This window comes from Streptomyces sp. H27-H5 (assembly GCF_026627505.1).
In the GTDB taxonomy this organism is placed as follows: domain Bacteria; phylum Actinomycetota; class Actinomycetes; order Streptomycetales; family Streptomycetaceae; genus Streptomyces.
The window spans coordinates 35,064-54,748 of sequence record NZ_JAPNLK010000052.1 but is presented as its reverse complement, the minus strand read 5'-3'; the positions used below and the strand labels follow the sequence as shown (position 1 = coordinate 54,748).

The following is a 19,685-nucleotide window of genomic DNA, read 5'->3' as shown; positions in this document are numbered from 1 at the left end:
CGGGCGCCGCGGGCCAGGCGAGACTTCGACGACAGGACCTAGGACCGGTCCGGCGCGGTCCGGCTGCCCCGGACGGGCCTTAGGATGGACCTCATGGCGAAATCCGGTACGACGACCCAGGGGCTGCGCGCGGCGATCGAGCGCAGCGGCTACTACCCGACCCTCGTGGCCGAGGCCGTGGAGGCCGCGGTGGGCGGCGAGCCGATCTCGTCGTACCTGGTCCACCAGGAGACGACCTTCGACTCCAACGAGGTGCGCCGGCACGTCACGGTCCTGGTCCTCACCGGCAACCGCTTCATCGTGAGCCACACCGACGAGCAGGCCGCCGACGCCGGGTCGCCGTCCCCGTACGCGACGACGTCCACCGAGTCGGTCAAGCTCGGCAGCATCTCCTCGGTGGTGCTCAGCCGCGTCGTCGCCAACCCCGAGTCGTACACCGCCGGCACCCTGCCGCGCGAGGTCGTGCTGACCATCGGCTGGGGCGCCGTCTCGCGCATCGACCTGGAGCCCGCCGCCTGCGGCGACCCGAACTGCGACTCCGACCACGGCTACACCGGCAACTCCACCGCCGACGACCTCAGCCTGCGGGTCAGCGAGGCCGGCGACGGCCCGGAGACGGTCCGTCAGACCCTGGTCTTCGCCCAGGCCCTGTCCGAGGCCACCGCGGTCTCGCCCGCCGCCGGCCGCTGATGTTCTCCTCCGCACCCGCGAACTGGGACGAGCCCGAGCTGCTGGACCTCGCCGGCGCCCCCGTCCCGCACTACGGCACAGGCTCCCTCGCCGACCTGCTGCCGACCCTCGCGGCCGGACAGGGCGTCCCCGGCCTCGCCGCCGGGATCGCCGAACTGACCCCGGCCGACCGGAACTGCGTCTTCCTGGTCGACGGCATGGGCTGGGAGCAGATCAAGGCCCACCCGCAGGAGGCCCCGTTCCTGGCCTCCCTGCTCGCCGGCTCGCGCGGCGGCACCGGACTCCCGATCACCTCGGGCTTCCCGGCGACCACCGCCACCTCGCTGGCGTCCGTCGGCACGGGCCTGCCGCCCGCCCGGCACGGCCTGCCCGGCTACGCGGTGCGCAACCCGGCCTCCGGCGAGCTGATGAACCAGCTCCGCTGGCAGCCGTGGACCCAGCCGAAGACCTGGCAGCCGTACCCCACCGTCTTCCAGCTCGCGGACGCCGCCGGCGTGCACACCGCGCAGGTGTCCGCACCGGGTTTCCAGACCACCCCGCTCACCAAGATCGCACTGAGCGGCGGCACCTTCCACGGCCGGATGACCGGCGAGGAGCGGATGGACCTGGCGGCCATCCAACTGGCCGCCGGCGAACGCTCGCTCGTGTACACGTACTACAGCGAACTCGACGGAGCCGGTCACCGGCACGGAGTCGACTCCGACGTCTGGCGCGGTCAACTCATGCACGTCGACCGGCTGGTGCAACGACTGGCGGAGCAACTGCCGCCCCGCACCGCCCTGTACGTGACCGCCGACCACGGCATGGTCGACGTCCCCTTCGACGAGGACGCGCGGATCGACTTCGACGAGGACTGGGAACTGGGCGCGGGCGTGGCCCTGCTGGGCGGCGAAGGGCGGGCCCGACACGTCTACGCGGTGCCGGGAGCCGAGGCCGACGTGCTCACCGTGTGGCGCGAGGTGCTCGGGGACCGCTTCTGGATCGCGAGCCGCGAAGAGGCCCTGCAACTCGGCTGGTTCGGCGCCCCGGGGGAGTGCGACGACCGTGTGCTCGGCCGGATCGGCGACGTCGTCGCCGCCGCCCACGCCGACGTCGCGATCACCGCGTCCCGCAACGAGCCCAACGAGTCGGCGCTCGTCGGCATGCACGGCTCCATGACCGCGGCCGAGCAACTGGTCCCGCTCCTCGAAATCCGCACCTGACCCACGCACCCCACGGCCGCCCACCCTGCTGCCCCGACCCGAAAGGTCCCGTACTTCCCATGCCCGAGCTGGTGTTCTTCTCCGGAACGATGGACTGCGGAAAGAGCACTTTGGCGCTCCAGATTGCCCATAACCGCGACGCGCGGGGGCTTCAGGGCGTGATCTTCACGCGTGACGACCGCGCGGGCGAGGGCAAGCTGTCGTCCCGGCTGGGTCTGGTGACGGAGGCGATCGAGGCGCCGGAGGGCATGGACTTGTACGCGTACCTGGTCTCCCAGCTCTCGAAGGGCGGCAGAGCGGACTACGTGATCGTGGACGAGGCCCAGTTCCTGGCCCCGGAGCAGATTGACCAGCTTGCGCGCATCGTGGACGACCTGGACATGGACGTCTTCGCCTTCGGCATCACGACGGACTTCCGCACCAAGCTCTTCCCGGGCTCGCAGCGCCTGATCGAGCTGGCGGACCGCCTCGAACAGCTCCAGGTCGAGGCCCTGTGCTGGTGCGGGGCCCGCGCCACGCACAACGCCCGTACGGTGGGCGGCGAGATGGTGGTGGAGGGCGCGCAGGTCGTGGTCGGTGACGTGAACCGCCCGGCGGAGGAGATCGGCTACGAGGTCCTCTGCCGCCGCCACCACCGCAAGCGGATGACGAGCGCTGCAGCCCACGCCGGCGCCCTCTCCCCGGACGTCCTCCCCGTCAACCACGCCTGACCCTTTTCTTCCATGCCGGCGGCCGAGTTACCGGAGACCGTGGCTGTCGAGACGGTGGATGAGGCCGGGCCGGCTCCGGTAGGTGTCGCGCAGGAGCCCCAGACGCTGCTGGAAATCGACACCCTGTCCGGCGTGAGCGCAGGCATCGCGCAGGTCACGAAGGAGGGCGACAGCCGCGTCGTAGGCACTGGTCTTCTTGGAGGCGCTGTGTGCTTCGGCCTGGTTCCAGATGACGTCCGCCTCGGCGGCGAGTGCGGTCAGGCGCGTGGCGCGGGCTCGCAACCGGTCGCGTTCGGCGTGCCCGTGGCGCTCGGCGCGGCGGGTGTGCGCCGCATCCAGCAGCCGGGCGGCGGTCCGGCGAGGTGAAGAGGAACGCCCGGCTGCTCGACCGGACCGACGGCCTGTGGAACGCCCTCTTCGAAGCGGTACCGCGCATCGGGAGTGCCGTACTGGTCTCGGGGTGGCTTGAGTCGGTCTTCTCGCAGGAGTACGCCGCCGGCCTGCGGACGCTGCTGCATCGGCTGTACGCGGCTCGCGGCCCGGTCGCCGGCGACGCGCTGCGCAGCGCGGTGTGGCAGGCGGTGACCGCTCCCTACATCCTCGACGATGTGCCGCCCGAGCGGCTGCGGGGGCTGGCGCGGTAGCAACGACCGTGACGTGCGGCTGTTGCTCGACGCCCTCGCGGCCCTCGGGGCCGTCCGAAGCGACGATGACACCGTGGAGCCCCGGCGATGCCAATGACAGACTCCAGCAGATGTAACCCACCCGTCCCAGGCGACACTCCTGGGCGGGCTCGGTGTGGGCGCGCGGCCCTCGTACTCTCGCGCCCGAGAGTCGGACGGTGCCGAAGGGCTGCGGGGAGCGGTCCCGGCTCAGCTGACATGGCGGATGCCCCAGTAAGAAGACCCTGGCGCTCCAGATCGGGCACAACCGCTCCGCCCGGGGGCTGTGTCCCAGGGTGGCCGGGCGGACTACGTGATCGTGGACGAGGCCCAGTTCCTGGCCCCCGAGCAGATCGACCAGCTCGCGCGCATCGTGGACGACCTCGACATGGACGTCTTCGCCTTCGGCATCACCACCGACTTCCGCACCAAGCTCGTCCCCGGCTCGCAGCGCCTCATCGAGCTGGCCGACCGGATCGAACAGCTCCAGGTCGAGGCCCTGTGCTGGTGCGGCGCCCGCGCCACCCACAACGCCCGCACGGTGGGGGGGCGTCATGGTCGTGGAGGGCGAACAGGTCGTGGTCGGCGACGTGAACCGGCCGGCCGAGGAGATCGGCTACGAGGTCCTGTGCCGCCGCCACCACCGCCGCCACATGACCTCCGCCGCGGCCCACGCCGGCGCCCTTTCCCCGGACGTCCTCCCCGTCAACCACGCCTGACCGGCGCGTGACGCGCGTCGCGCACGCCGCCGCGGGCGCGACGAGGGGTCAGTTCCGGGAGTGGACCAGGGTGAAGATCGCCCCCTCCGGGTCCGCGACCGTGGCCAGTCGGCCGTTGAATCCCTCGCGGGGCGGTTGGACGACGCGGCCGCCGAGGCCGATCACCCGGGCCGCGGCCGCGTCGGTGTCCTCGACCTCGAAGTACGTCATCCAGTGCGGACCCCGGTCGTGCGGCAGCGAGCGGCCCACCCCGTGCACGGCGGCGACCGGGCGGCCGTCCAGGCGCAGGGTCAGATAGTCGAAGTCGTCCGTCGCGTCCGGGTGTTGGCGGGCCTCGTGACCGAAGACGTGCTCGTAGAACTTGCCGACCGCCGTGGTGTCCTGCGTGACCAACTCGTTCCACACCGGGGTGCCGGGGGCACCGTGCAGCGCGGTGCCCAGATGGCTGCCCGCCTGCCAGATGCCGAAGATGGCGCCGAGCGGGTCCGAGCAGATCGCCACCCGGCCCGCGATGCCGGCGTCCAGCGGGCCCACCGCGACCGTGCCCCCGCAGGCGCGGATCACCTCGGCCGTGGCATCGGCGTCGTCGGTGGCGAGGTACGTGGTCCAGGCGACCGGCAGGTCCCGGTCCGGGGGCATCTCGCCGACGCCGGCCACCTCTTGGCCGTCGAGCGAGGCTCTGACATAGGGGCCCAACTGCTCCGGGCCCGGTTGGTACTCCCATCCGAAGAGGTCGGCGTAGAACTCCTCGGTGGGGCCGAGGCCGTGCACCATCAGGCTCACCCAGCACGGTGTACCGGGCTGACGCCTGGTTGCCTTCGCTGCCTCGGTCATGTCAGCCGTCTCCTCAGTCGTGGGCCTGTCCTCGAAGTGATGCTTCCACTTCGAGGGGTTCGGCGCGCCTCGACCGGGCCGCGTTTCCCGGGAGCGGAGTAGAGATGACCGAATCAGTGCGGCCCGTCGCGGCGCGTTGATGTCCGGCTTGTTACACGGCGTGCCGGGATGGGGAGGAAGATGTGCCCCATGACTGCGATCCTCTCGGCTTCCGAACTGATGAGCGAACTGACCGGAAACGCGCCACCGGCGCTCTTGGACGTCCGCTGGCAACTGGGTGGCCCCGACCAGCGGCCCGCGTACGAGGCCGGGCACCTGCCGGGCGCCGTGTACGTGGACCTGGACCACGAACTGGCAGGTCCCGTGAGCGCGACGGGACTTGGTGGGCGCCATCCCCTGCCGGACCCGGAGGCGTTCGGCGCGGTGATGCGCCGGGCCGGGGTCCGCGCCGGCGCCCCGGTGGTCGTGTACGACGGCGGACAGGGCTGGGCCGCCGCCCGGGCGTGGTGGCTGCTGCGCTGGACGGGGCACACGGATGTTCGGGTCCTGGACGGGGGCCTCGCGGCCTGGACGGCAACCGGTGGTGCGGTGACGGCCGACACATCCACCTCCACTGAGGGTGATTTCAAGCCAAACCCGGGTGCGCTGGAGGTCCTCGACGCGGACGGGGCGGCCGCGCTGGCCCGTTCGGGTGTCCTCCTGGACGCCAGGGCGGGGGAGCGGTACCGCGGCGAGGTCGAGCCGATCGACCGGGTCGGCGGCCACGTGCCGGGCGCGGTGTCCGCACCGACCTCGGAGAACGTGGAAGCGGACGGGCGGTTCCTGCCCGCGGCGACGCTGCGCGCACGGTTCGAGGCGCTCGGGGCGGCGGGGCAGGCCCCGGTCGGCGTCTACTGCGGGTCGGGGGTCTCCGGCGCGCACGAGGTGCTGGCCCTGGACGTCGCGGGCATCCCGTCCGCGCTGTACGCGGGCAGCTGGTCGGACTGGTCCTCGGACCCGGCCCGCCCGGTCGCCACGGGCCCGACGCCGTAACGGGGACGGAAACACGGAGGTCGGGAGCGCCGCGTTCACCGCGCTCCCGACCGTCAGGTGCGGGCGTTCCCGCCCCTGACGCCACTCCTGTCCCGCTACTCCTGCTTCTTGCGCCGGGTGCCGAAGACGATCTCGTCCCAGCTCGGCACCGCGGCGCGCCGGCCCGGGCGGACGCCGTCCGCCTCGGCCTGCCGGTCGGTGGTGCCGGTCAGCCGGTCGCGGTGACCCGCCACGGTGCGCGGCATCAGGACGTCCGCGTACGCGCTGCCGGCTCCCGCGGAGGCGGCCGGAGCCTCCTCCACCTCCGGCTCCTCGGCCGGCAGGTCGACGCGTTCCGGTACCACCATGTCGCCGCGGAAGCTCGGGACGGCTTCCAGCAGGCTGGTCAGGGTGTCCCGCTCCTCCTCCGGTTCCGGGGGCGGGGCGGGCCGTTCGATCTGACGGTCCAGGGCGCGGTCGAGCGGCCGGTCGCGAGGCAGGCGCGCGATCCTCGGCACGAACGGGAAGCTCGGCTCGGGCGTCGCGGGCAGGTCGTCCGATTCGCCGATCAGGGAGCGGGCCTCGTCGTCCACGGCCACGACCAGCCGGCGGGGCGGGTCGTACGTCCAGCTCGCCGAGTGCGGTTCGCTCGCGACCCGGTAGACCAGCAGGACTTCCCAGGTGCCGTCGTCGCGGCGCCAGGAGTCCCATTGCACGGACTCCTTGTCGGCCCCGCGCAGTGTCAGCCGTTCCTGCACGGCCTCGCCGAGCTGGGGACCGGTGTTCTCGCCGGGGCGGCGCACGGGAGTCTTGCGGGCGCGTTCCGCCATGAACGCGCGCTCCGCGAGCACGGGACCCTCGAACCGGCGTACCCGGTCGACGGGGATGCCCGCGAGTTGAGCGACCTCCTCCGCGGAGGCGCCGGCTCGTATGCGGGCCTGGATGTCGCGAGGGCGGAGGTGGCTCTCCACCTCGATCTCGATCTGGTTCAGGCGCGCACGATCGTTGCGCACGGCAGCCCGGAGACGCTCATCGATCGGAAGCGTGTACTCCATGCTGTCCGCAGCCTTGAGCACCAGTCGTGTGCCGTCATTGGAGACGGCCACGACACGCAGTTCGGGCATGGGGACCTCCCGGGTGGTGCCTGCCGACGTCACGTGCGTCGCTGCTTCCGCTAGTCGAGTGTGGCCTGCCCGGGTGCAGCCTGCCACAACCTTGCCGAGTTAAACCGGCGTGTCGGGCATGCGCCCTTGATCGCCGTTATGGCACGGTTACCTGTTGGGTACGCACAGTGACCAAGCGATTACTGTGCGCAGCAGGAACCCGTGCAACACCGCGGCATCGCCGGTCTCGAGTGCCGTTTCTCCATCGTCCGGCCCCCTCTCCCGAGTCCGGACATCCGAAAGGAAGGACGGCCCCAGGGCTCGCCACAGTACTCCATTCGGGCCACCCAGGTGGACCGCCGCGCCGCCGAACTTGTCTCGGGCGGCGGGAGTTGAGCTGCCCTGAATGCGGTCGGTATCCGGCCGGACCTGCGCCCCGGTCGGTTTCGGGGTGTCCTGCTTCACAGAATCCCCCGAAACGGAACTTTCTGTTTCGCTCAGGTGTCAGTAACTGCTGGAAGAGGAGAAGCGCGAGAGGCAGGGCACGCAGGGGATGGCGATGGGTCAGAAGACGACGCGGGACACGGTGGACGCGGAACCGGAGAAGAAGAAGATCGATCTGAGCGTGGCGCAGATCGCGGGTACCTCCACCGCCACCGTCGCGGCGGCTCTGCTCGCCTCGCAGATGGGGGTGTACGGCACGATCCTCGGAGCCGGCGTGGTGAGCGTGGTCGCCACCGCGGGCGGACCCCTCGTCCAGCACCTGTTCCGACGTACCGGCGACCAGCTGCGCGAGACCGCCCGCCCCAAGGCCCGTCAGGTGCCCGTGGTGCACAAGGACCAGGCGGCGGACGGCTCGCTGCTGCCGGGCGCGGCCCTGCCCTCCGAGGAGTTCGGCGACGCGACCGTGCACGGCACCCGCGTACGGGGCTGGAAGCGCACGGCCGTCGCCTCCGGGGCCGCCTTCGTCATCGCGCTCGGCGGACTCGGCACCTACGAGGCGATCGCCGGCACCTCGGTCAGCAACGGAGGCGCCACCATCCTGTCCGGGGGCACCCGCAAGGCCGCCGACCACAAGCCGAGCACCCCGCGGGAGGACCCCGGTCGGGGCACCGACGGTGAAGGCGGCGGCAAGGGCGAGCGGGACGGCAAGGGCGGCGAGAGCCCGGGAACCGGGAAGAGCTCCCCGGACCCCTCGGCCTCCCCGGGCGGCGAGAGCCCGGGACCCGACCCGACGCCCTCCCGCTCCGGGGAGTCGACCCCGGCCCCGACACCGCCGAAGCCCGACCCGGGCACGACGCCCGCTCCCACCCCGACCCCGACTCCGGGGAAGTCGACCGGTGGTTCGGGGTCCGGTTCGGGCTCCGGTTCCGGCGGGACGGGCACCGGTACCGGACCCGCGCCGAACCCCTCCTGAACCGGGGTCAGCTCCCGAGCACGCGCCGCAGGTAGTCGTTGCCGAACACTCGGTCCGGGTCCAACCGGTCCCGGAGCCCGGTGAACTCGGTGAAGCGCGGATACACCCCGGCGAGGTACTCCGCGTCCCGCGTGTGCACCTTGCCCCAGTGCGGCCGTCCGCCGTGCGCGGTGAAGATGCGCTCCGCCGCCGTGAAGTAGGCCTCGTACGGGGTGCCCTTGTACATGTGGACCGCGATGTAGGCCGTCTCCCGGCCCGACGCCGTGGACAGGGTGACGTCGTCGGCCGGCGCCGTCCGGACCTCCACCGGGAAGCTGACGCGCAGGTCGGATCCGTCGACCATCGCCTTCAGCTCGCGCAGCGCCCCGACGACGCGCTCCCGCGGGAGCGCGTACTCCATCTCCACGAACCGGACCCGGCGCGGGCTGGTGAACACCTTGTACGGGATGTCCGTGTAGGTGCGGGCCGACAGCGCGCGGCTGGCGATGCGGGCGATGCCCGGGACGGCCGCCGGGACGGCGCGCCCCAGCGAGTTGACGGCCTGGAAGACGCCGTTGGACAACAGTTCGTCCTCCACCCAGGCGCCCACCGCCCCGGGCGGGGCGGCCGGGCCCTGGCTGCGGTTGTTCCGCTTGGTGTTGCAGTTCCCCGTGTGCGGGAACCAGTAGAACTCGAAGTGCTCGTTCTCCGCGAAGTGCTCGTCGAACTCGGCCGTCACCCGGTCGAAGGGCATCGGCTCCTCGCGGGCGGTCAGGAAGAAGAGCGGCTCCACGGCGAGGGTGATCGAGGTGAGGATGCCGAGCGCGCCGATGCCGAGGCGGGCCGCGGCGAAGACCTCCGGGTTCTCCTTCTCGGAGCACGTCAGCAGTCGGCCGTCGGCCGTGACCAGCTCCAACCCGCGGATCTGCGCGGAGAGGGAGGCCGAGTCGCGGCCGGTGCCGTGGGTGCCGGTGCTGGTGGCGCCGGAGACCGTCTGCTCCATGATGTCGCCCATGTTCGTGAGCGACAGGCCCTCCTTGGCCAGGGCCTGGTTGAGGTCCTTGAGGACCGTCCCCGCCGCCACCGTGACGGTGCCGGCCGTCCGGTCCACCGCCCGGATGCCGGTCAGGGCCTGCGGCCGGATCAGCACGCCGTCGGTGGCGGCGGCCGCCGTGAAGGAGTGGCCGGTGCCGACCGCCTTCACCTTCAACCCGTCCTCGGCGGCCCGACGGACCGCCTCCTGAAGCTCCCCGACCGAGGTCGGGGTCACCACGCGGGCGGGCGCGGCACTGACGTTGCCCGCCCAGTTACGCCATGTGGCCGGCGTCCTCGCCGCCCCGGTGTACCCGCTCTGCCCTGCTGTCGCCGTCCCCATCGGTGCCTGGCTCCTCCCCTTGCGCCGGCCTCGTCAGCCGGCGGAATCCCGCGAACGCCACCGCGGCCGCGGTCACCCCCGCCGAGAGCGAGACGACGTACCCGGTCCGCGCGCCGGCCGCGTCGACGACCCAGCCGGCCACGGAGGACCCGAGCGCGATGCCGACCGCGAGGCCGGTGCTGATCCAGGTCATGCCCTCGGTCAGCTTCGCGTGAGGTACGTGCGCCTCGATCAGGGCCATCGTGGTGATCATCGTGGGAGCGATGGCGAGGCCCGAGACGAAGAGCGCCACGGCCAGAAACGGAAGGTTCCCGGCCAGTAGGAGGGGGATCATACTCACGGCCATCGCACTGATGCCCAGCATCCAGCGAGGTTCGGCCCTGCCCTTGAAGTGCAGCAGGCCGAAGACGATGCCCGCGAGGCAGGATCCGAAGGCCCAGATCGCCAGGAACACCCCGCCGAGGGCCTTGTTGCCCTGCTCCTCGGCGAAGGCCAACGTCGAGACGTCCACGGACCCGAAGATCGCGCCGGTGGCCGCGAAGGTGGCGACCAGGACCTGGAGGCCGGGGGAGCGCAGCGCCGAGGACCGGTCCGTGTGCGGGTGACGGGGGTGGGGCTTCGGCTCGGTGGCGGTGAGCGCGGTCAGCCACCACACACCCGTCAGCAGGCAGACGAGCGCGACCACCGGGCCGGCCTCCGGGAACCAGCTCGCGGACAGGGTCGCGGCGAGCGGCGGACCGACGATGAAGCACAGCTCGTCGAGGATCGACTCGAACGAGTAGGCGGTGTGCAGTTGCGGGGTGTCCCGGAAGAGGGTCGTCCATCGCGCGCGCACCATCGAGCCGACGCTGGGCACGCAGCCCGCGACGACGGCGAAGACGAAGAGGGTCCACCGGGGCCAGTCGGTCGCCGCCGAGAGCAGCAGGCCCGTCACGGCCGCCGCCGCGACGAGCGTCGCGGGGCGCAGCACCCGCCGTTGCCCGTACTGGTCCACCAGCCGGGACACCTGGGGGCCGACGGCGGCGGCGGAGAGCGCGATGGTCGCGGTGATCGCGCCCGCGAGGGCGTAGCTGCCGCCGAGCTCGGTGATCATCGTCAGCACGCCGATGCCGACCATGGACAGCGGCATCCGACCGATGAGGCCGGCGGCCGTGAACCCCTTGGTGCCGGGGGCCGCGAAGATCGCGCGGTAGGGACTGGGCACGTTGCGCTCCGTAAGGGACGTCTGTGGCCCCCACAGATTACGGTCGCCGACAAGGAGCCCGCATGGGGAAAAACCAGACAGAAGTGAGGGTGACCTTATCTTCGAACCCCGGCCCCGGGCGCGCCGGGTCCGTTTCCCGCCCCGAGCCGGCGGGTGGCAGGATTCGAGCATGTCTGACCAGCTCCGTGCCTGCGCCCCCCGAGCGGCCGAGGACCTCGTCGCCCCGTACGACGCCCTCCTGCTGCTCTCCTTCGGCGGTCCCGAGGGCCCCGACGACGTCGTCCCCTTCCTGGAGAACGTGACGCGGGGGCGCGGCATCCCGCGCGAGCGGCTCAAGGAGGTGGGGCGGCACTACTTCGGCTTCGGCGGGGTCAGCCCCATCAACGGGCAGAACCGCGAGCTGCTGGACGCGCTGCGCAAGGACTTCGCGGAACACGGGCTGGACCTGCCGGTCTACTGGGGCAACCGCAACTGGGCCCCGTACCTCACCGACGTGCTGCGCGAGATGGCCGCCGACGGGCGCCGCCGGATCGCGGTGCTCGCGACCAGCGCGTACGCCTCGTACTCGGGCTGCCGGCAGTATCGCGAGAACCTCGCCGACGCCCTGGCGCGGTTGGCCGAGGAGGGGGTGGAGGAGCTGCCGCGCGTGGACAAGCTGCGGCACTACTTCAACCACTCCGGGTTCGTGCGGCCGATGATCGACGGCGTGCTCGCCTCCCTGGCCGGGCTGCCGCAGGACGTGCGGGCGGGGGCGCGCCTGGTGTTCACCACGCACTCGATCCCGACCGCCTCGGCGGACACCTCCGGCCCGCTGGAGGGGCACGGCGAGGGCGGTGCGTACGTCCGCCAGCACCTGGACGTGGCCACCGTGATCGCGGAAGCGGTCCGCGCCGAGACGGGCACCGAACTGCCCTGGGACCTCGTCTACCAGTCGCGCAGCGGCGCCCCGCACATCCCGTGGCTGGAGCCGGACATCTGCGACCACCTGGAGGCCCTGCGCGCGCAGGACACCCCGGCGGTCGTGATGGTGCCGATCGGCTTCGTCTCGGACCACATGGAGGTCCTCTACGACCTCGACACGGAGGCCACGGCCAAGGCCGCCGAACTGGGCCTGCCGATCGCCCGCTCGGCGACGGTCGGCGCCGACCCGCGGTTCGCGGCGGCGGTCCGCGACCTGCTGCTGGAGCGGGCGGCGGCCGAGCGCGGCGAGCCGGTCGAACGGTGCGCGCTGGGGCTGCTCGGCCCGAGTCACGATCTGTGCGCGGTGGGCTGCTGCCCGGCGCGCGCCCCGCGGCCGGCCGCCGCGGGAGCGGACAGTCCGTACGCCTGACCTACCCCAGGGAGTGGCACCACCATGATTTCCGCGGAACTGAAGGCCGAGCTGCTCGACGTGGGTCTGGAGGCGGCCCGCCGGGCGGGTGAACTGCTGCGCGACGGGCGACCGGCGGACCTCGCGGTGGCCGCGACCAAGTCCAGCCCGATCGACGTGGTGACCGAGATGGACATCGCGGCGGAGAAGCTGATCACCGAGATCCTCGGACGGCGGCGTCCCGAGGACGGACTGCTCGGCGAGGAGGGCGCGGACACCCCCGGGACCAGCGGCGTGCGCTGGGTCGTGGACCCCCTCGACGGCACCGTGAACTACCTGTACGGGCTGCCGAGCTGGTCCGTGTCCGTCGCCGCCGAGTACCGGGGCGAAACCGTGGTCGGGGTCGTCGCGGCCCCGATGCGCGGGGAGACGTACCACGCGGTGCTCGGCGGCGGGGCGTGGCTGGGCGACGTCCGCCTCGGTTGCCGGCCGGCGGCGCCGCTGGACCAGGCGCTGGTCGCGACCGGATTCGCGTACGTGCAGACGCGGCGGGCGCACCAGGCCGAGGTGGCCCGGCGGATCATTCCGCTGGTGCGGGACATCCGGCGGGGCGGCTCGGCGGCCGTGGACCTGTGCGACGTGGCCGCCGGGCGGCTGGACGGGTACTGGGAGCGGGGGCTGAACCCCTGGGACCTGGCGGCGGGCGAGCTGATCGCGCGCGAGGCGGGGGCGCTGACCGGCGGCCGGCCGGGGCGGCCCGCCTCGGGGGAACTGGCGCTGGCGGCCACGCCGGCCGTGTTCGCCTCGCTCCAACCGCTGCTGGACGAGGCGGAGGCCTGGCGCGACTGACGTCCCTCGGAGGCCCGGCCCGACGGGTGGGCCCACGGAAAGACCCCGGGCGCCGAGTGGGCGGCCGGGGTCGGGGTCCGGGGCGGGGTGGGATCAGGCGGCCGTGACGGATACGCCGTGTTCCACGGGTACGCCGTGTTCGGCGGCCAGGCGCTGGAGGTCCTCCAACTCCGCCTGTTCCACATCCGCGAGGTGGTCGTCGCCCGTCTCACGGGCCTTGCTGAGGTCGGACTGGGTGGCCTCGATGCGCTGCAGAAGGCCTGCGGTGAATGCGTCCATGGTGGGTGCGCCCCCTCTTCATGGGTAGCGACGGGTGAGCACGTGGCAGTCCGCCGTCAGGAGTGGTCGGGGTGTGCAGTCGTCCTCCCCGGAGCCCCGGGCTCAGAAACCTCGCGAGGCCGGGGAATCCTCACTTCCACCCGGGGGAAGGGCGGCCGAGCGGCGCCTTACAGCCGGTTTACCGCCGAAACGGGCAGGATGGGCGACGCAATACACGTGTGCCCTTCTGGGCTCGAAGGAAGGAAACGACGTGCGCGTACTCGTCGTCGAGGACGAGCAGCTGCTCGCCGATGCGGTGGCCACCGGCCTGCGCCGGGAGGCCATGGCCGTGGACGTCGTGTACGACGGCGCCGCGGCCCTTGAGCGCGTCGGAGTGAACGACTATGACGTGGTCGTGCTCGACCGGGACCTCCCCCTCGTGCACGGCGACGACGTCTGCCGCAAGATCGTCGAGCTCGGCATGCCCACCCGCGTGCTGATGCTCACCGCCTCCGGCGACGTGAGCGACCGGGTCGAGGGGTTGGAGCTCGGGGCGGACGACTACCTGCCCAAGCCCTTCGCCTTCACCGAGCTGACCGCGCGCGTGCGGGCCCTGGGGCGGCGTACGACCGTGGCCCTGCCGCCCGTGCTGGAGCGGGCCGGCATCAAGCTGGACCCGAACCGCCGCGAGGTCTTCCGCGAGGGCAAGGAGGTGCAGCTGGCGCCGAAGGAGTTCGCGGTGCTGGAGGTCCTCATGCGCAGCGAGGGCACGGTGGTCTCCGCCGAGCAGCTGCTGGAGAAGGCCTGGGACGAGAACACCGACCCCTTCACCAACGTGGTCCGGGTGACCGTCATGACCCTGCGGCGCAAGCTCGGCGAGCCGCCCGTGATCGTCACCGTGCCGGGCTCCGGATACCGGATCTGACGGGGATGCCAGCGACACCGGCGCCGCCTGCGGCGCCACCGAAACCCACCTGGGACCCCGGGCAGCCCGAGGGTCCCTTCCCTTGGCTGCGGCCGACGATCCGGATACGGCTCACCCTGCTGTACGGCGGGATGTTCCTGATCGCGGGCATCCTGCTGCTGTCGATCATCTACCTGCTGGCGGCGCAGGCGCTGCGGGAGGGCAACGGCACGCCCTTCAAGATCGTGGACGGGACCGACGTCACGGTCATCAGCAACACCTGCCCCGGGGTGGCCGGCAAGGGCCAGCCGCTCGACCAGTTCAACGCCGCCATCAACGCGTGCGTCCTGGAACAGCGCAGGCACGCCCTGGACGACCTGCTCAGCCGGTCGCTGATGGCCCTGCTGGGCCTCAGCATCATCGCCTTCGCCTTCGGCTACGCGATGGCCGGCCGGGTGCTCTCGCCGCTCGGCAAGATCACCCGTACCGCCCGTCGGGTGGTCGGCTCCGACCTGACCCGGCGGATCGAGCTGGACGGGCCGGACGACGAGCTCAAGGAGCTGGCCGACACCTTCGACGAGATGCTCGACCGGCTGGAGCGGGCCTTCACGGCCCAGCAGCGGTTCGTGGCCAACGCCTCGCACGAGCTGCGGACGCCGCTCGCGATCAACAGGACGCTCCTGGAGGTGCACCTCTCCGACCCGGGGGCCCCGGTGGAGCTCCAGCAACTCGGCAAGACGCTGCTCGCCACCAACGAGCGCAGCGAACAGCTCGTCGAGGGTCTGCTCCTGCTGGCCAGGAGCGACAACCAGATAATCGAACGCAAGCCCGTGGACCTCGCCGAGGTCGCCTCGCGGGCCATCGAACAGGCCCGCGGCGAGGCCGGTGCCAAGGGCGTGGAGATCCGCGGTGAACGCGCCTTGGCGGTCGTCCAGGGCAACGGCGTGCTGCTGGAGCGGATCGCCCTCAACCTGGTGCAGAACGGCGTCCGGTACAACGTCGCCGAGGGCGGCTGGGTGGAGGTCGCCACCGAGGTTCAGCACGGTCACGCGGTGCTGCTCGTATCGAACACGGGTCCCGTTGTTCCCGCGTACGAGGTGGAGAACCTCTTCGAGCCCTTCAGGCGGCTGCGTACCGAACGAACGGGCAGTGACAAGGGTGTGGGGCTCGGTCTCTCGATCGCGCGCTCCGTGGCCCGCGCACACGGCGGCCGCATCCAGGCGACGCCCCGCGAGGGCGGTGGCCTCGTGATGCGTGTCACGTTGCCCCTGTGACCTGGGGTCCCGCGTGTTCGCTGTTGGCTGAACGAGCCGAGGGTGAAGGCGAGGGAGCCTGTGTGATCGATCACATTGTCGAGTGTCGGGTCATGTGCGTTCGGTGACCCGGGGAAGGCCGGAAAGCCCGGGAAGTCCGGGTTTCCGGCCCCCATGATGGCGGGAAATACCCGGGGTGGCGTTTGTGCAAGACGGCCCCCGGACCGTGTACGGTCCCGGTCGTCATCCCAGCCAAATGCGCCTTCGGGCGTGCGGCTGGGTGTCGATTGAGTAACAGACCTTGATGTGAGGCAAAATCTCCGCCTCAGGTCGGGCACAAGTCCGGCCTCTCGCGCGTTACGTGCGCTGAGACACCGCTAAATCCCAGAGGGGGAGAGCGAACAATGGCAACGGACTACGACACCCCACGCAAGACCGACGACGACGTTGACAACGACAGCATCGAAGAGCTGAAGGCCCGGCGCAACGAGAAGTCGTCGTCGAACGTCGATGTGGACGACTTCGACGCGGCCGAAGGCATGGAGCTTCCCGGTGCGGACCTCTCCAATGAGGAGCTGGCCGTACGGGTCCTGCCCAAGCAGGCCGACGAGTTCACCTGCATGAGCTGCTTCCTGGTGCACCACCGCAGCCAGCTGGCACGTGAGAAGAACGGTCAGCCGATCTGTCGCGACTGCGACTGAGAGGCGTCGGCCGTGACAGGCTCGACGCCATTTCGGAAGCGACGCTTCCGAAAGTCTGGTGATCCGGCGGAGACGCAGGTGGGAGCCACGGACCCGGCAACGGGCCCTGGAGCCCCCGGCGTACCCGCCGTGCCCTCCGACACCGCCGCGGCGGTGCCGTCGGCCACAGCGGCCGACGAGGAGTCCCGGCAGTGGTTCGGGGCTCGTCGGGTGCAAGCCGTCAAGAACGGTGTGCGCAAGGGCGGCGAAGGTGCGAAGGCCGCCGCCCTGTACATCACCGACCGAATCATCGAGAACGCACCGCGCGTTCCGGTTCGGGACCTCGCGACCCTGCGCGCGCAGTTCCCGGACCTCGACCCCGATCGGCTCGCCGACAAACTGATCACCGGCGCCGCCAACGCCACGTCCGCCGTCGGCGCGGGCATCGGCGCGGCGGCGATGCTGCCGGTGCCGCCCGCGATGCCGGCCGAAATGGCCGCGGAGATCACCGGGGTCGCGCTGATCGAGCTGAAGCTCCTCGCCGAACTCCACGAGGTCTACGGGCTCCGGGCGCCGGGCAACCTCGGGGAACGCAGCTTCGCGTACCTGACGTCCTGGACGGAGGAACGCGGAGTCGACCTGACCAAGCCGACGACGCTGAACGCGGCGCTCGGCGGTCAGATGAAGCGCGAACTGCGCCAACAGATCATGAAGCGGATGTTCCGCAACCTGCCCAACCTGATGCCGTTCATGGTGGGCGCCGCGGTCGGCGCGGTCATGAACCGCCGCGACACCCGGAAACTCGCCGAGAAGGTGCGTGCGGACCTGCGGACCCGCGCCGTGGCCTGGGGCCCTCCCGCAGCTGCCGCCCCTTGAGCGGCCCACCCAGCCCCTTCCCGAGGCCATCCGGAGGGTCATCGAGGGCCCCGACGCGCAAGGGCGAGGCTGACGACCGCCCCCGGGGCGCCGCCCCGGACCTCCCGGACTCAGCCGGCCGCCGGCGCGGCCGGGCTGTTCTTCGCCGCGCGAAGGGCCGCGACCAGGGCCTGCGGCTCACGGGTGGAGACGTACACGTAGGGAGTCGGGTCGGCCGGATCGGTGATCTCCACACGGACGGCCGTCGGCACGTAGCTGCGCATCAGCATGAAGGCGCGGGTGTCGGCCTTGTACGTGCGCCAGGCGCGCGCCTCCTCGGCCTCCAGGATCTCGGGCTCGCCCAGGGCCGTCACCGGGATCCGCGCGTCACCCACCGCCAGCGCGCCGTTCACCACGCGCACGCGCGCGGAACCGTACGAACTCACCACCATCCCCGCCAGCGCGCTGCCCCCGACGAGACCCAGCAACATCGGCAGCGTGCCCAGCGGCAGCAGCATCAGCGCGCACGCGACGCCGAGGAGCACGGCGATGCCCCACCAGGCGCGGGGAGCGGTCAGGCGTTCGTCGTGGTGCGCGGGGGAGGGCTGCATGGGTCCAAGCCTGCCACGAGGCGACCGTCGAACCGCCGCGCGGGTAAGGTCAGCGGCTGTGAGTGGACGAAACACGGCCTTGACGCCGCCGGCCGATGCCACGGCGCCGGTCAGGCACCCCGACGCCCCGGGCCCCGGCGAACTCCTCGGCGCGCACTACGAGCACTGTTTCGGCTGCGGCGAGGGACAGCCCCACGGGCTCCACCTGGAGGCACGGGCGGGCGAGGGTGTGCGCGTCACCGCCGAGTTCACCGTCAAGCAGGCCCACCAGGGCGCCCCCGGTCTCGCCCACGGAGGCGTCCTCGCCACCGCGCTCGACGAGACGCTCGGCTCCCTGAACTGGCTGCTGCGCGTCATAGCGGTGACCGGCCGGCAGGAGACGGACTACGTGCGGCCCGTGCCCGTGGACACCGTGCTGTACCTGGAGGCGGAGGTGACCGCCGTGGCCGGGCGGAAGATCTACTGCTCCGCGGTCGGCCGAATAGGCGGACCCGAGGGACCGGTCGCCGTACGCGCCGACGCCCTCTTCATCGAGGTGAAGGTCGACCACTTCATCGACAACGGACGGCCCGAGGAGATCCGGGCGGCGATGGCCGACCCGGACCAGGTCAGGCGCGCACGCGCCTTCGAGGTGAACCCCTGATGTCTCAGAACAACCACGACTCCCGCCGTGGAGTCGACGTGTTGATCCGCCGCGTCGACCCCGAGGTGCCCCTGCCGGCCTACGGTCACCCCGGTGACGCGGGATGCGACCTGGTCACCACCGAGGCCGCGGAGCTCGCGCCCGGCGAGCGGATCGTGCTGCCCACCGGTGTGTCCATCGCGCTGCCCGACGGGTACGCCGCCTTCGTGCACCCGCGCTCGGGCCTGGCCGCCCGTTGCGGCCTCGCGCTGGTGAATGCCCCGGGGACGGTGGATGCCGGGTACCGTGGGGAAATCAAGGTGATCGTGGTCAATCTCGACCCGCGCGAGAGCGTCAGGTTCGAGCGTTTCGACCGCATTGCCCAGCTGGTTGTCCAGCGGGTCGAGAAGGTGCGCTTCCACGAGGTGGCGGAACTTCCCGGCTCGGCCCGGGCCGAGGGGGGTTTCGGCTCCACCGGCGGTCATGCGGCCGTGGCCGGATCCGAGGCTGGTCAGCAGGGTGGGAATGGCTACGCTTCGGTCGTAACCGACCGGGAAGGACAGTGACGTGTTCGGACGTCGCAAGAAGAACGACTCCGTCAGGGACGGCGGCGCGGCCGAGCAGGTCGTCGACGGCGCACGCGCCGATGAGCGGGACGACGCCGAGGCGCTCGACGACGACGCCAAGCCGCGTCGGATGAACCTGCCGCCGGCCCCCAGGCCGGACGGCCCCTGGGACGTTTCCGAGGTGATCGGCAATCCGGAGGACGGCCGTGTCGACCTCGGGGGCATCCTCGTACCCGGTGTCGAGGGCATGGAGCTGCGCGTCGAGGTCGCCGGTGACGCGATCGTGGCCGCGACCGTGGTCCTCGGCGACAGCGCCGTGCAGCTGCAGGCCTTCGCGGCGCCCAAGAAGGAAGGCATCTGGGGCGAGGTCCGCGACGAGATCGCCACGGGCATCACCCAACAGGGCGGCATCATCGACGAGGTCCAGGGCCCCCTGGGCTGGGAGCTGCGCGCCCAGGTCCCCGTACCGCTGCCCGACGGCCAGACCGGCGCCCAGCTGGTGCGGTTCGTCGGCGTCGACGGCCCCCGCTGGTTCCTGCGCGGTGTCATCTCCGGCCAGGGCGCGGTGCGCCCGGATTCGGCCGGCGTGCTGGAGCAGATCTTCCGGGACACCGTCGTCCTCCGCGGCGACGGCCCGATGGCTCCCCGTGACCCCATCGTCCTGAAGCTGCCGAACGACGCCCAGATGGTGCCGGACGGCGTGCAGACCACCGAGGAGCCCGAGGGCTCCCGCTTCGGCGGCGGCATGGGCCAGCTGGAACGCGGTCCGGAGATCACCGAGGTCCGCTGACCTCGCTCGACGATCGGTCCCGGTCGGTGGGCCGCACCCCCGGGGGGGGGCGCCGCCGCTGCTGGCGCTGCGGGTTCCTGCG

The 19,685-nt window shown here is 71.9% G+C and carries 21 protein-coding genes and 2 pseudogenes; 17 read left to right on the top strand and 6 right to left on the bottom strand.

Annotated elements, in window-relative coordinates:
- Positions 1-93 precede the first annotated feature (93 nt).
- The 6 genes and pseudogenes from OTB19_RS25045 to OTB19_RS25020 form a co-directional block, all read left to right on the top strand.
- A complete protein-coding gene (locus OTB19_RS25045; RefSeq protein WP_267800652.1) occupies positions 94-690 on the top strand; it encodes a DUF5998 family protein in 597 nt (198 codons plus the stop codon).
- Positions 690-1,892 (top strand): alkaline phosphatase family protein, encoded by a 1,203-nt coding sequence (locus tag OTB19_RS25040; protein WP_267800651.1) that lies wholly within the window; start codon positions 690-692, stop codon positions 1,890-1,892. The genes OTB19_RS25045 and OTB19_RS25040 overlap by 1 nt, the downstream gene beginning before the upstream one ends.
- A gap of 59 nt (positions 1,893-1,951) precedes the next feature.
- A complete protein-coding gene (locus OTB19_RS25035) occupies positions 1,952-2,602 on the top strand; it encodes a thymidine kinase (RefSeq protein ID WP_267800649.1) in 651 nt (216 codons plus the stop codon).
- Positions 2,603-2,614: 12 nt separating this feature from the next.
- Entirely contained in the window at positions 2,615-2,968 is a 354-nt protein-coding gene (locus OTB19_RS25030) for a hypothetical protein (protein WP_267800647.1), read from the top strand.
- On the top strand, positions 2,965-3,246 hold the full coding sequence (locus OTB19_RS25025) for a hypothetical protein (protein ID WP_267800645.1): 282 nt from the start codon (positions 2,965-2,967) through the stop codon (positions 3,244-3,246). Before OTB19_RS25030 ends, OTB19_RS25025 begins: the two co-directional genes overlap by 4 nt.
- 298 nt (positions 3,247-3,544) lie before the next feature.
- Positions 3,545-3,983, top strand: a pseudogene (locus OTB19_RS25020) (thymidine kinase); the annotation flags it as partial.
- A gap of 48 nt (positions 3,984-4,031) precedes the next feature.
- Here the strand turns inward: OTB19_RS25020 and OTB19_RS25015 are convergent.
- Positions 4,032-4,817 (bottom strand): VOC family protein, encoded by a 786-nt coding sequence (locus tag OTB19_RS25015; RefSeq protein ID WP_267800644.1) that lies wholly within the window; start codon positions 4,815-4,817, stop codon positions 4,032-4,034.
- A 189-nt stretch (positions 4,818-5,006) separates the two neighbouring features.
- On the opposite strand from OTB19_RS25015, the gene OTB19_RS25010 reads away from it, so the two are divergent.
- A complete protein-coding gene (locus OTB19_RS25010; protein ID WP_267800643.1) occupies positions 5,007-5,849 on the top strand; it encodes a sulfurtransferase in 843 nt (280 codons plus the stop codon).
- 95 nt (positions 5,850-5,944) lie between these two features.
- Here the strand turns inward: OTB19_RS25010 and sepH are convergent, their stop codons facing one another.
- Positions 5,945-6,952 (bottom strand): septation protein SepH, encoded by a 1,008-nt coding sequence (gene sepH / locus OTB19_RS25005; RefSeq protein ID WP_267800642.1) that lies wholly within the window; start codon positions 6,950-6,952, stop codon positions 5,945-5,947.
- A 538-nt stretch (positions 6,953-7,490) separates the two neighbouring features.
- On the opposite strand from sepH, the gene OTB19_RS25000 reads away from it, so the two are divergent.
- Positions 7,491-8,348 carry a hypothetical protein gene (locus OTB19_RS25000; protein WP_267800641.1) on the top strand — a complete coding sequence of 286 codons (858 nt, stop codon included), beginning with the start codon at positions 7,491-7,493 and terminating at the stop codon, positions 8,346-8,348.
- 7 nt (positions 8,349-8,355) lie between these two features.
- On the opposite strand, the gene OTB19_RS24995 is transcribed toward OTB19_RS25000, so the two are convergent.
- Both OTB19_RS24995 and OTB19_RS24990 read right to left on the bottom strand, forming a co-directional pair.
- Positions 8,356-9,702: a D-arabinono-1,4-lactone oxidase gene (locus tag OTB19_RS24995; RefSeq protein WP_267800640.1), complete on the bottom strand. Its 1,347-nt coding sequence runs from the start codon at positions 9,700-9,702 to the stop codon at positions 8,356-8,358.
- The gene (locus OTB19_RS24990; RefSeq protein WP_267800639.1) at positions 9,635-10,906 is read right to left on the bottom strand and encodes an MFS transporter; all 1,272 of its coding nucleotides are present in this window, start codon (positions 10,904-10,906) and stop codon (positions 9,635-9,637) included. Before OTB19_RS24990 ends, OTB19_RS24995 begins: the two co-directional genes overlap by 68 nt.
- A gap of 169 nt (positions 10,907-11,075) precedes the next feature.
- Here OTB19_RS24990 and OTB19_RS24985 point away from each other — a divergent pair, with 169 nt between their 5' ends.
- Together OTB19_RS24985 and OTB19_RS24980 are read left to right on the top strand one after the other, a co-directional pair.
- Positions 11,076-12,236 (top strand): ferrochelatase, encoded by a 1,161-nt coding sequence (locus tag OTB19_RS24985; protein WP_267800638.1) that lies wholly within the window; start codon positions 11,076-11,078, stop codon positions 12,234-12,236.
- A 24-nt stretch (positions 12,237-12,260) separates the two neighbouring features.
- Complete coding sequence (locus tag OTB19_RS24980) at positions 12,261-13,064, top strand: inositol monophosphatase family protein (protein WP_267800637.1); 804 nt, start codon at positions 12,261-12,263, stop codon at positions 13,062-13,064.
- A 93-nt stretch (positions 13,065-13,157) separates the two neighbouring features.
- On the opposite strand, the gene OTB19_RS24975 is transcribed toward OTB19_RS24980, so the two are convergent.
- On the bottom strand, positions 13,158-13,343 hold the full coding sequence (locus OTB19_RS24975) for a hypothetical protein (RefSeq protein ID WP_053676270.1): 186 nt from the start codon (positions 13,341-13,343) through the stop codon (positions 13,158-13,160).
- A gap of 250 nt (positions 13,344-13,593) precedes the next feature.
- Between OTB19_RS24975 and OTB19_RS24970 the strand changes: the two genes are divergently transcribed.
- The 4 genes and pseudogenes from OTB19_RS24970 (at position 13,594) to OTB19_RS24955 (ending at position 17,108) form a co-directional block, all read left to right on the top strand.
- Positions 13,594-14,247 carry a response regulator transcription factor gene (locus OTB19_RS24970; protein ID WP_030008767.1) on the top strand — a complete coding sequence of 218 codons (654 nt, stop codon included), beginning with the start codon at positions 13,594-13,596 and terminating at the stop codon, positions 14,245-14,247.
- Between the two features lie 5 nt (positions 14,248-14,252).
- Entirely contained in the window at positions 14,253-15,500 is a 1,248-nt protein-coding gene (locus OTB19_RS24965; protein WP_267800636.1) for a sensor histidine kinase, read from the top strand.
- 383 nt (positions 15,501-15,883) lie between these two features.
- On the top strand, positions 15,884-16,180 hold the full coding sequence (locus OTB19_RS24960) for a DUF4193 domain-containing protein (RefSeq protein WP_053676268.1): 297 nt from the start codon (positions 15,884-15,886) through the stop codon (positions 16,178-16,180).
- 12 nt (positions 16,181-16,192) lie between these two features.
- A pseudogene (locus tag OTB19_RS24955) lies at positions 16,193-17,108 on the top strand (hypothetical protein).
- Between the two features lie 37 nt (positions 17,109-17,145).
- On the opposite strand, the gene OTB19_RS24950 reads toward OTB19_RS24955, so the two are convergent.
- Positions 17,146-17,625: a DUF3093 domain-containing protein gene (locus OTB19_RS24950; RefSeq protein ID WP_267800635.1), complete on the bottom strand. Its 480-nt coding sequence runs from the start codon at positions 17,623-17,625 to the stop codon at positions 17,146-17,148.
- A gap of 58 nt (positions 17,626-17,683) precedes the next feature.
- On the opposite strand from OTB19_RS24950, the gene OTB19_RS24945 reads away from it, so the two are divergent.
- Genes OTB19_RS24945 through OTB19_RS24935 form a run of 3 tightly spaced genes read left to right on the top strand, consistent with a single transcriptional unit; the run spans position 17,684 to position 19,603 of the window.
- On the top strand, positions 17,684-18,268 hold the full coding sequence (locus OTB19_RS24945) for a PaaI family thioesterase (protein ID WP_267800634.1): 585 nt from the start codon (positions 17,684-17,686) through the stop codon (positions 18,266-18,268).
- Positions 18,268-18,813 (top strand): dUTP diphosphatase, encoded by a 546-nt coding sequence (dut, locus tag OTB19_RS24940; RefSeq protein ID WP_267800633.1) that lies wholly within the window; start codon positions 18,268-18,270, stop codon positions 18,811-18,813. Before OTB19_RS24945 ends, dut begins: the two co-directional genes overlap by 1 nt.
- 1 nt (position 18,814) lies before the next feature.
- Positions 18,815-19,603 carry a DUF3710 domain-containing protein gene (locus OTB19_RS24935; protein ID WP_053676263.1) on the top strand — a complete coding sequence of 263 codons (789 nt, stop codon included), beginning with the start codon at positions 18,815-18,817 and terminating at the stop codon, positions 19,601-19,603.
- The last annotated feature ends 82 nt before the right edge of the window (positions 19,604-19,685 follow it).

Bases quoted from the DNA above. Each gene is read 5' to 3' on its own strand.
- OTB19_RS25045 (WP_267800652.1), top strand. From the start codon at position 94: ATGGCGAAATCCGGTACGACGACCCAGGGGCTGCGCGCGGCGATCGAG.
- OTB19_RS25040 (WP_267800651.1), top strand. From the start codon at position 690: ATGTTCTCCTCCGCACCCGCGAACTGGGACGAGCCCGAGCTGCTGGAC.
- OTB19_RS25035 (WP_267800649.1), top strand. From the start codon at position 1,952: ATGCCCGAGCTGGTGTTCTTCTCCGGAACGATGGACTGCGGAAAGAGC.
- OTB19_RS25030 (WP_267800647.1), top strand. From the start codon at position 2,615: ATGCCGGCGGCCGAGTTACCGGAGACCGTGGCTGTCGAGACGGTGGAT.
- OTB19_RS25015 (WP_267800644.1), bottom strand. From the start codon at position 4,817: ATGACCGAGGCAGCGAAGGCAACCAGGCGTCAGCCCGGTACACCGTGC.
- OTB19_RS25010 (WP_267800643.1), top strand. From the start codon at position 5,007: ATGACTGCGATCCTCTCGGCTTCCGAACTGATGAGCGAACTGACCGGA.
- sepH (WP_267800642.1), bottom strand. From the start codon at position 6,952: ATGCCCGAACTGCGTGTCGTGGCCGTCTCCAATGACGGCACACGACTG.
- OTB19_RS25000 (WP_267800641.1), top strand. From the start codon at position 7,491: ATGGGTCAGAAGACGACGCGGGACACGGTGGACGCGGAACCGGAGAAG.
- OTB19_RS24995 (WP_267800640.1), bottom strand. From the start codon at position 9,702: ATGGGGACGGCGACAGCAGGGCAGAGCGGGTACACCGGGGCGGCGAGG.
- OTB19_RS24985 (WP_267800638.1), top strand. From the start codon at position 11,076: ATGTCTGACCAGCTCCGTGCCTGCGCCCCCCGAGCGGCCGAGGACCTC.
- OTB19_RS24980 (WP_267800637.1), top strand. From the start codon at position 12,261: ATGATTTCCGCGGAACTGAAGGCCGAGCTGCTCGACGTGGGTCTGGAG.
- OTB19_RS24975 (WP_053676270.1), bottom strand. From the start codon at position 13,343: ATGGACGCATTCACCGCAGGCCTTCTGCAGCGCATCGAGGCCACCCAG.
- OTB19_RS24965 (WP_267800636.1), top strand. From the start codon at position 14,253: ATGCCAGCGACACCGGCGCCGCCTGCGGCGCCACCGAAACCCACCTGG.
- OTB19_RS24960 (WP_053676268.1), top strand. From the start codon at position 15,884: ATGGCAACGGACTACGACACCCCACGCAAGACCGACGACGACGTTGAC.
- OTB19_RS24950 (WP_267800635.1), bottom strand. From the start codon at position 17,625: ATGCAGCCCTCCCCCGCGCACCACGACGAACGCCTGACCGCTCCCCGC.
- dut (WP_267800633.1), top strand. From the start codon at position 18,268: ATGTCTCAGAACAACCACGACTCCCGCCGTGGAGTCGACGTGTTGATC.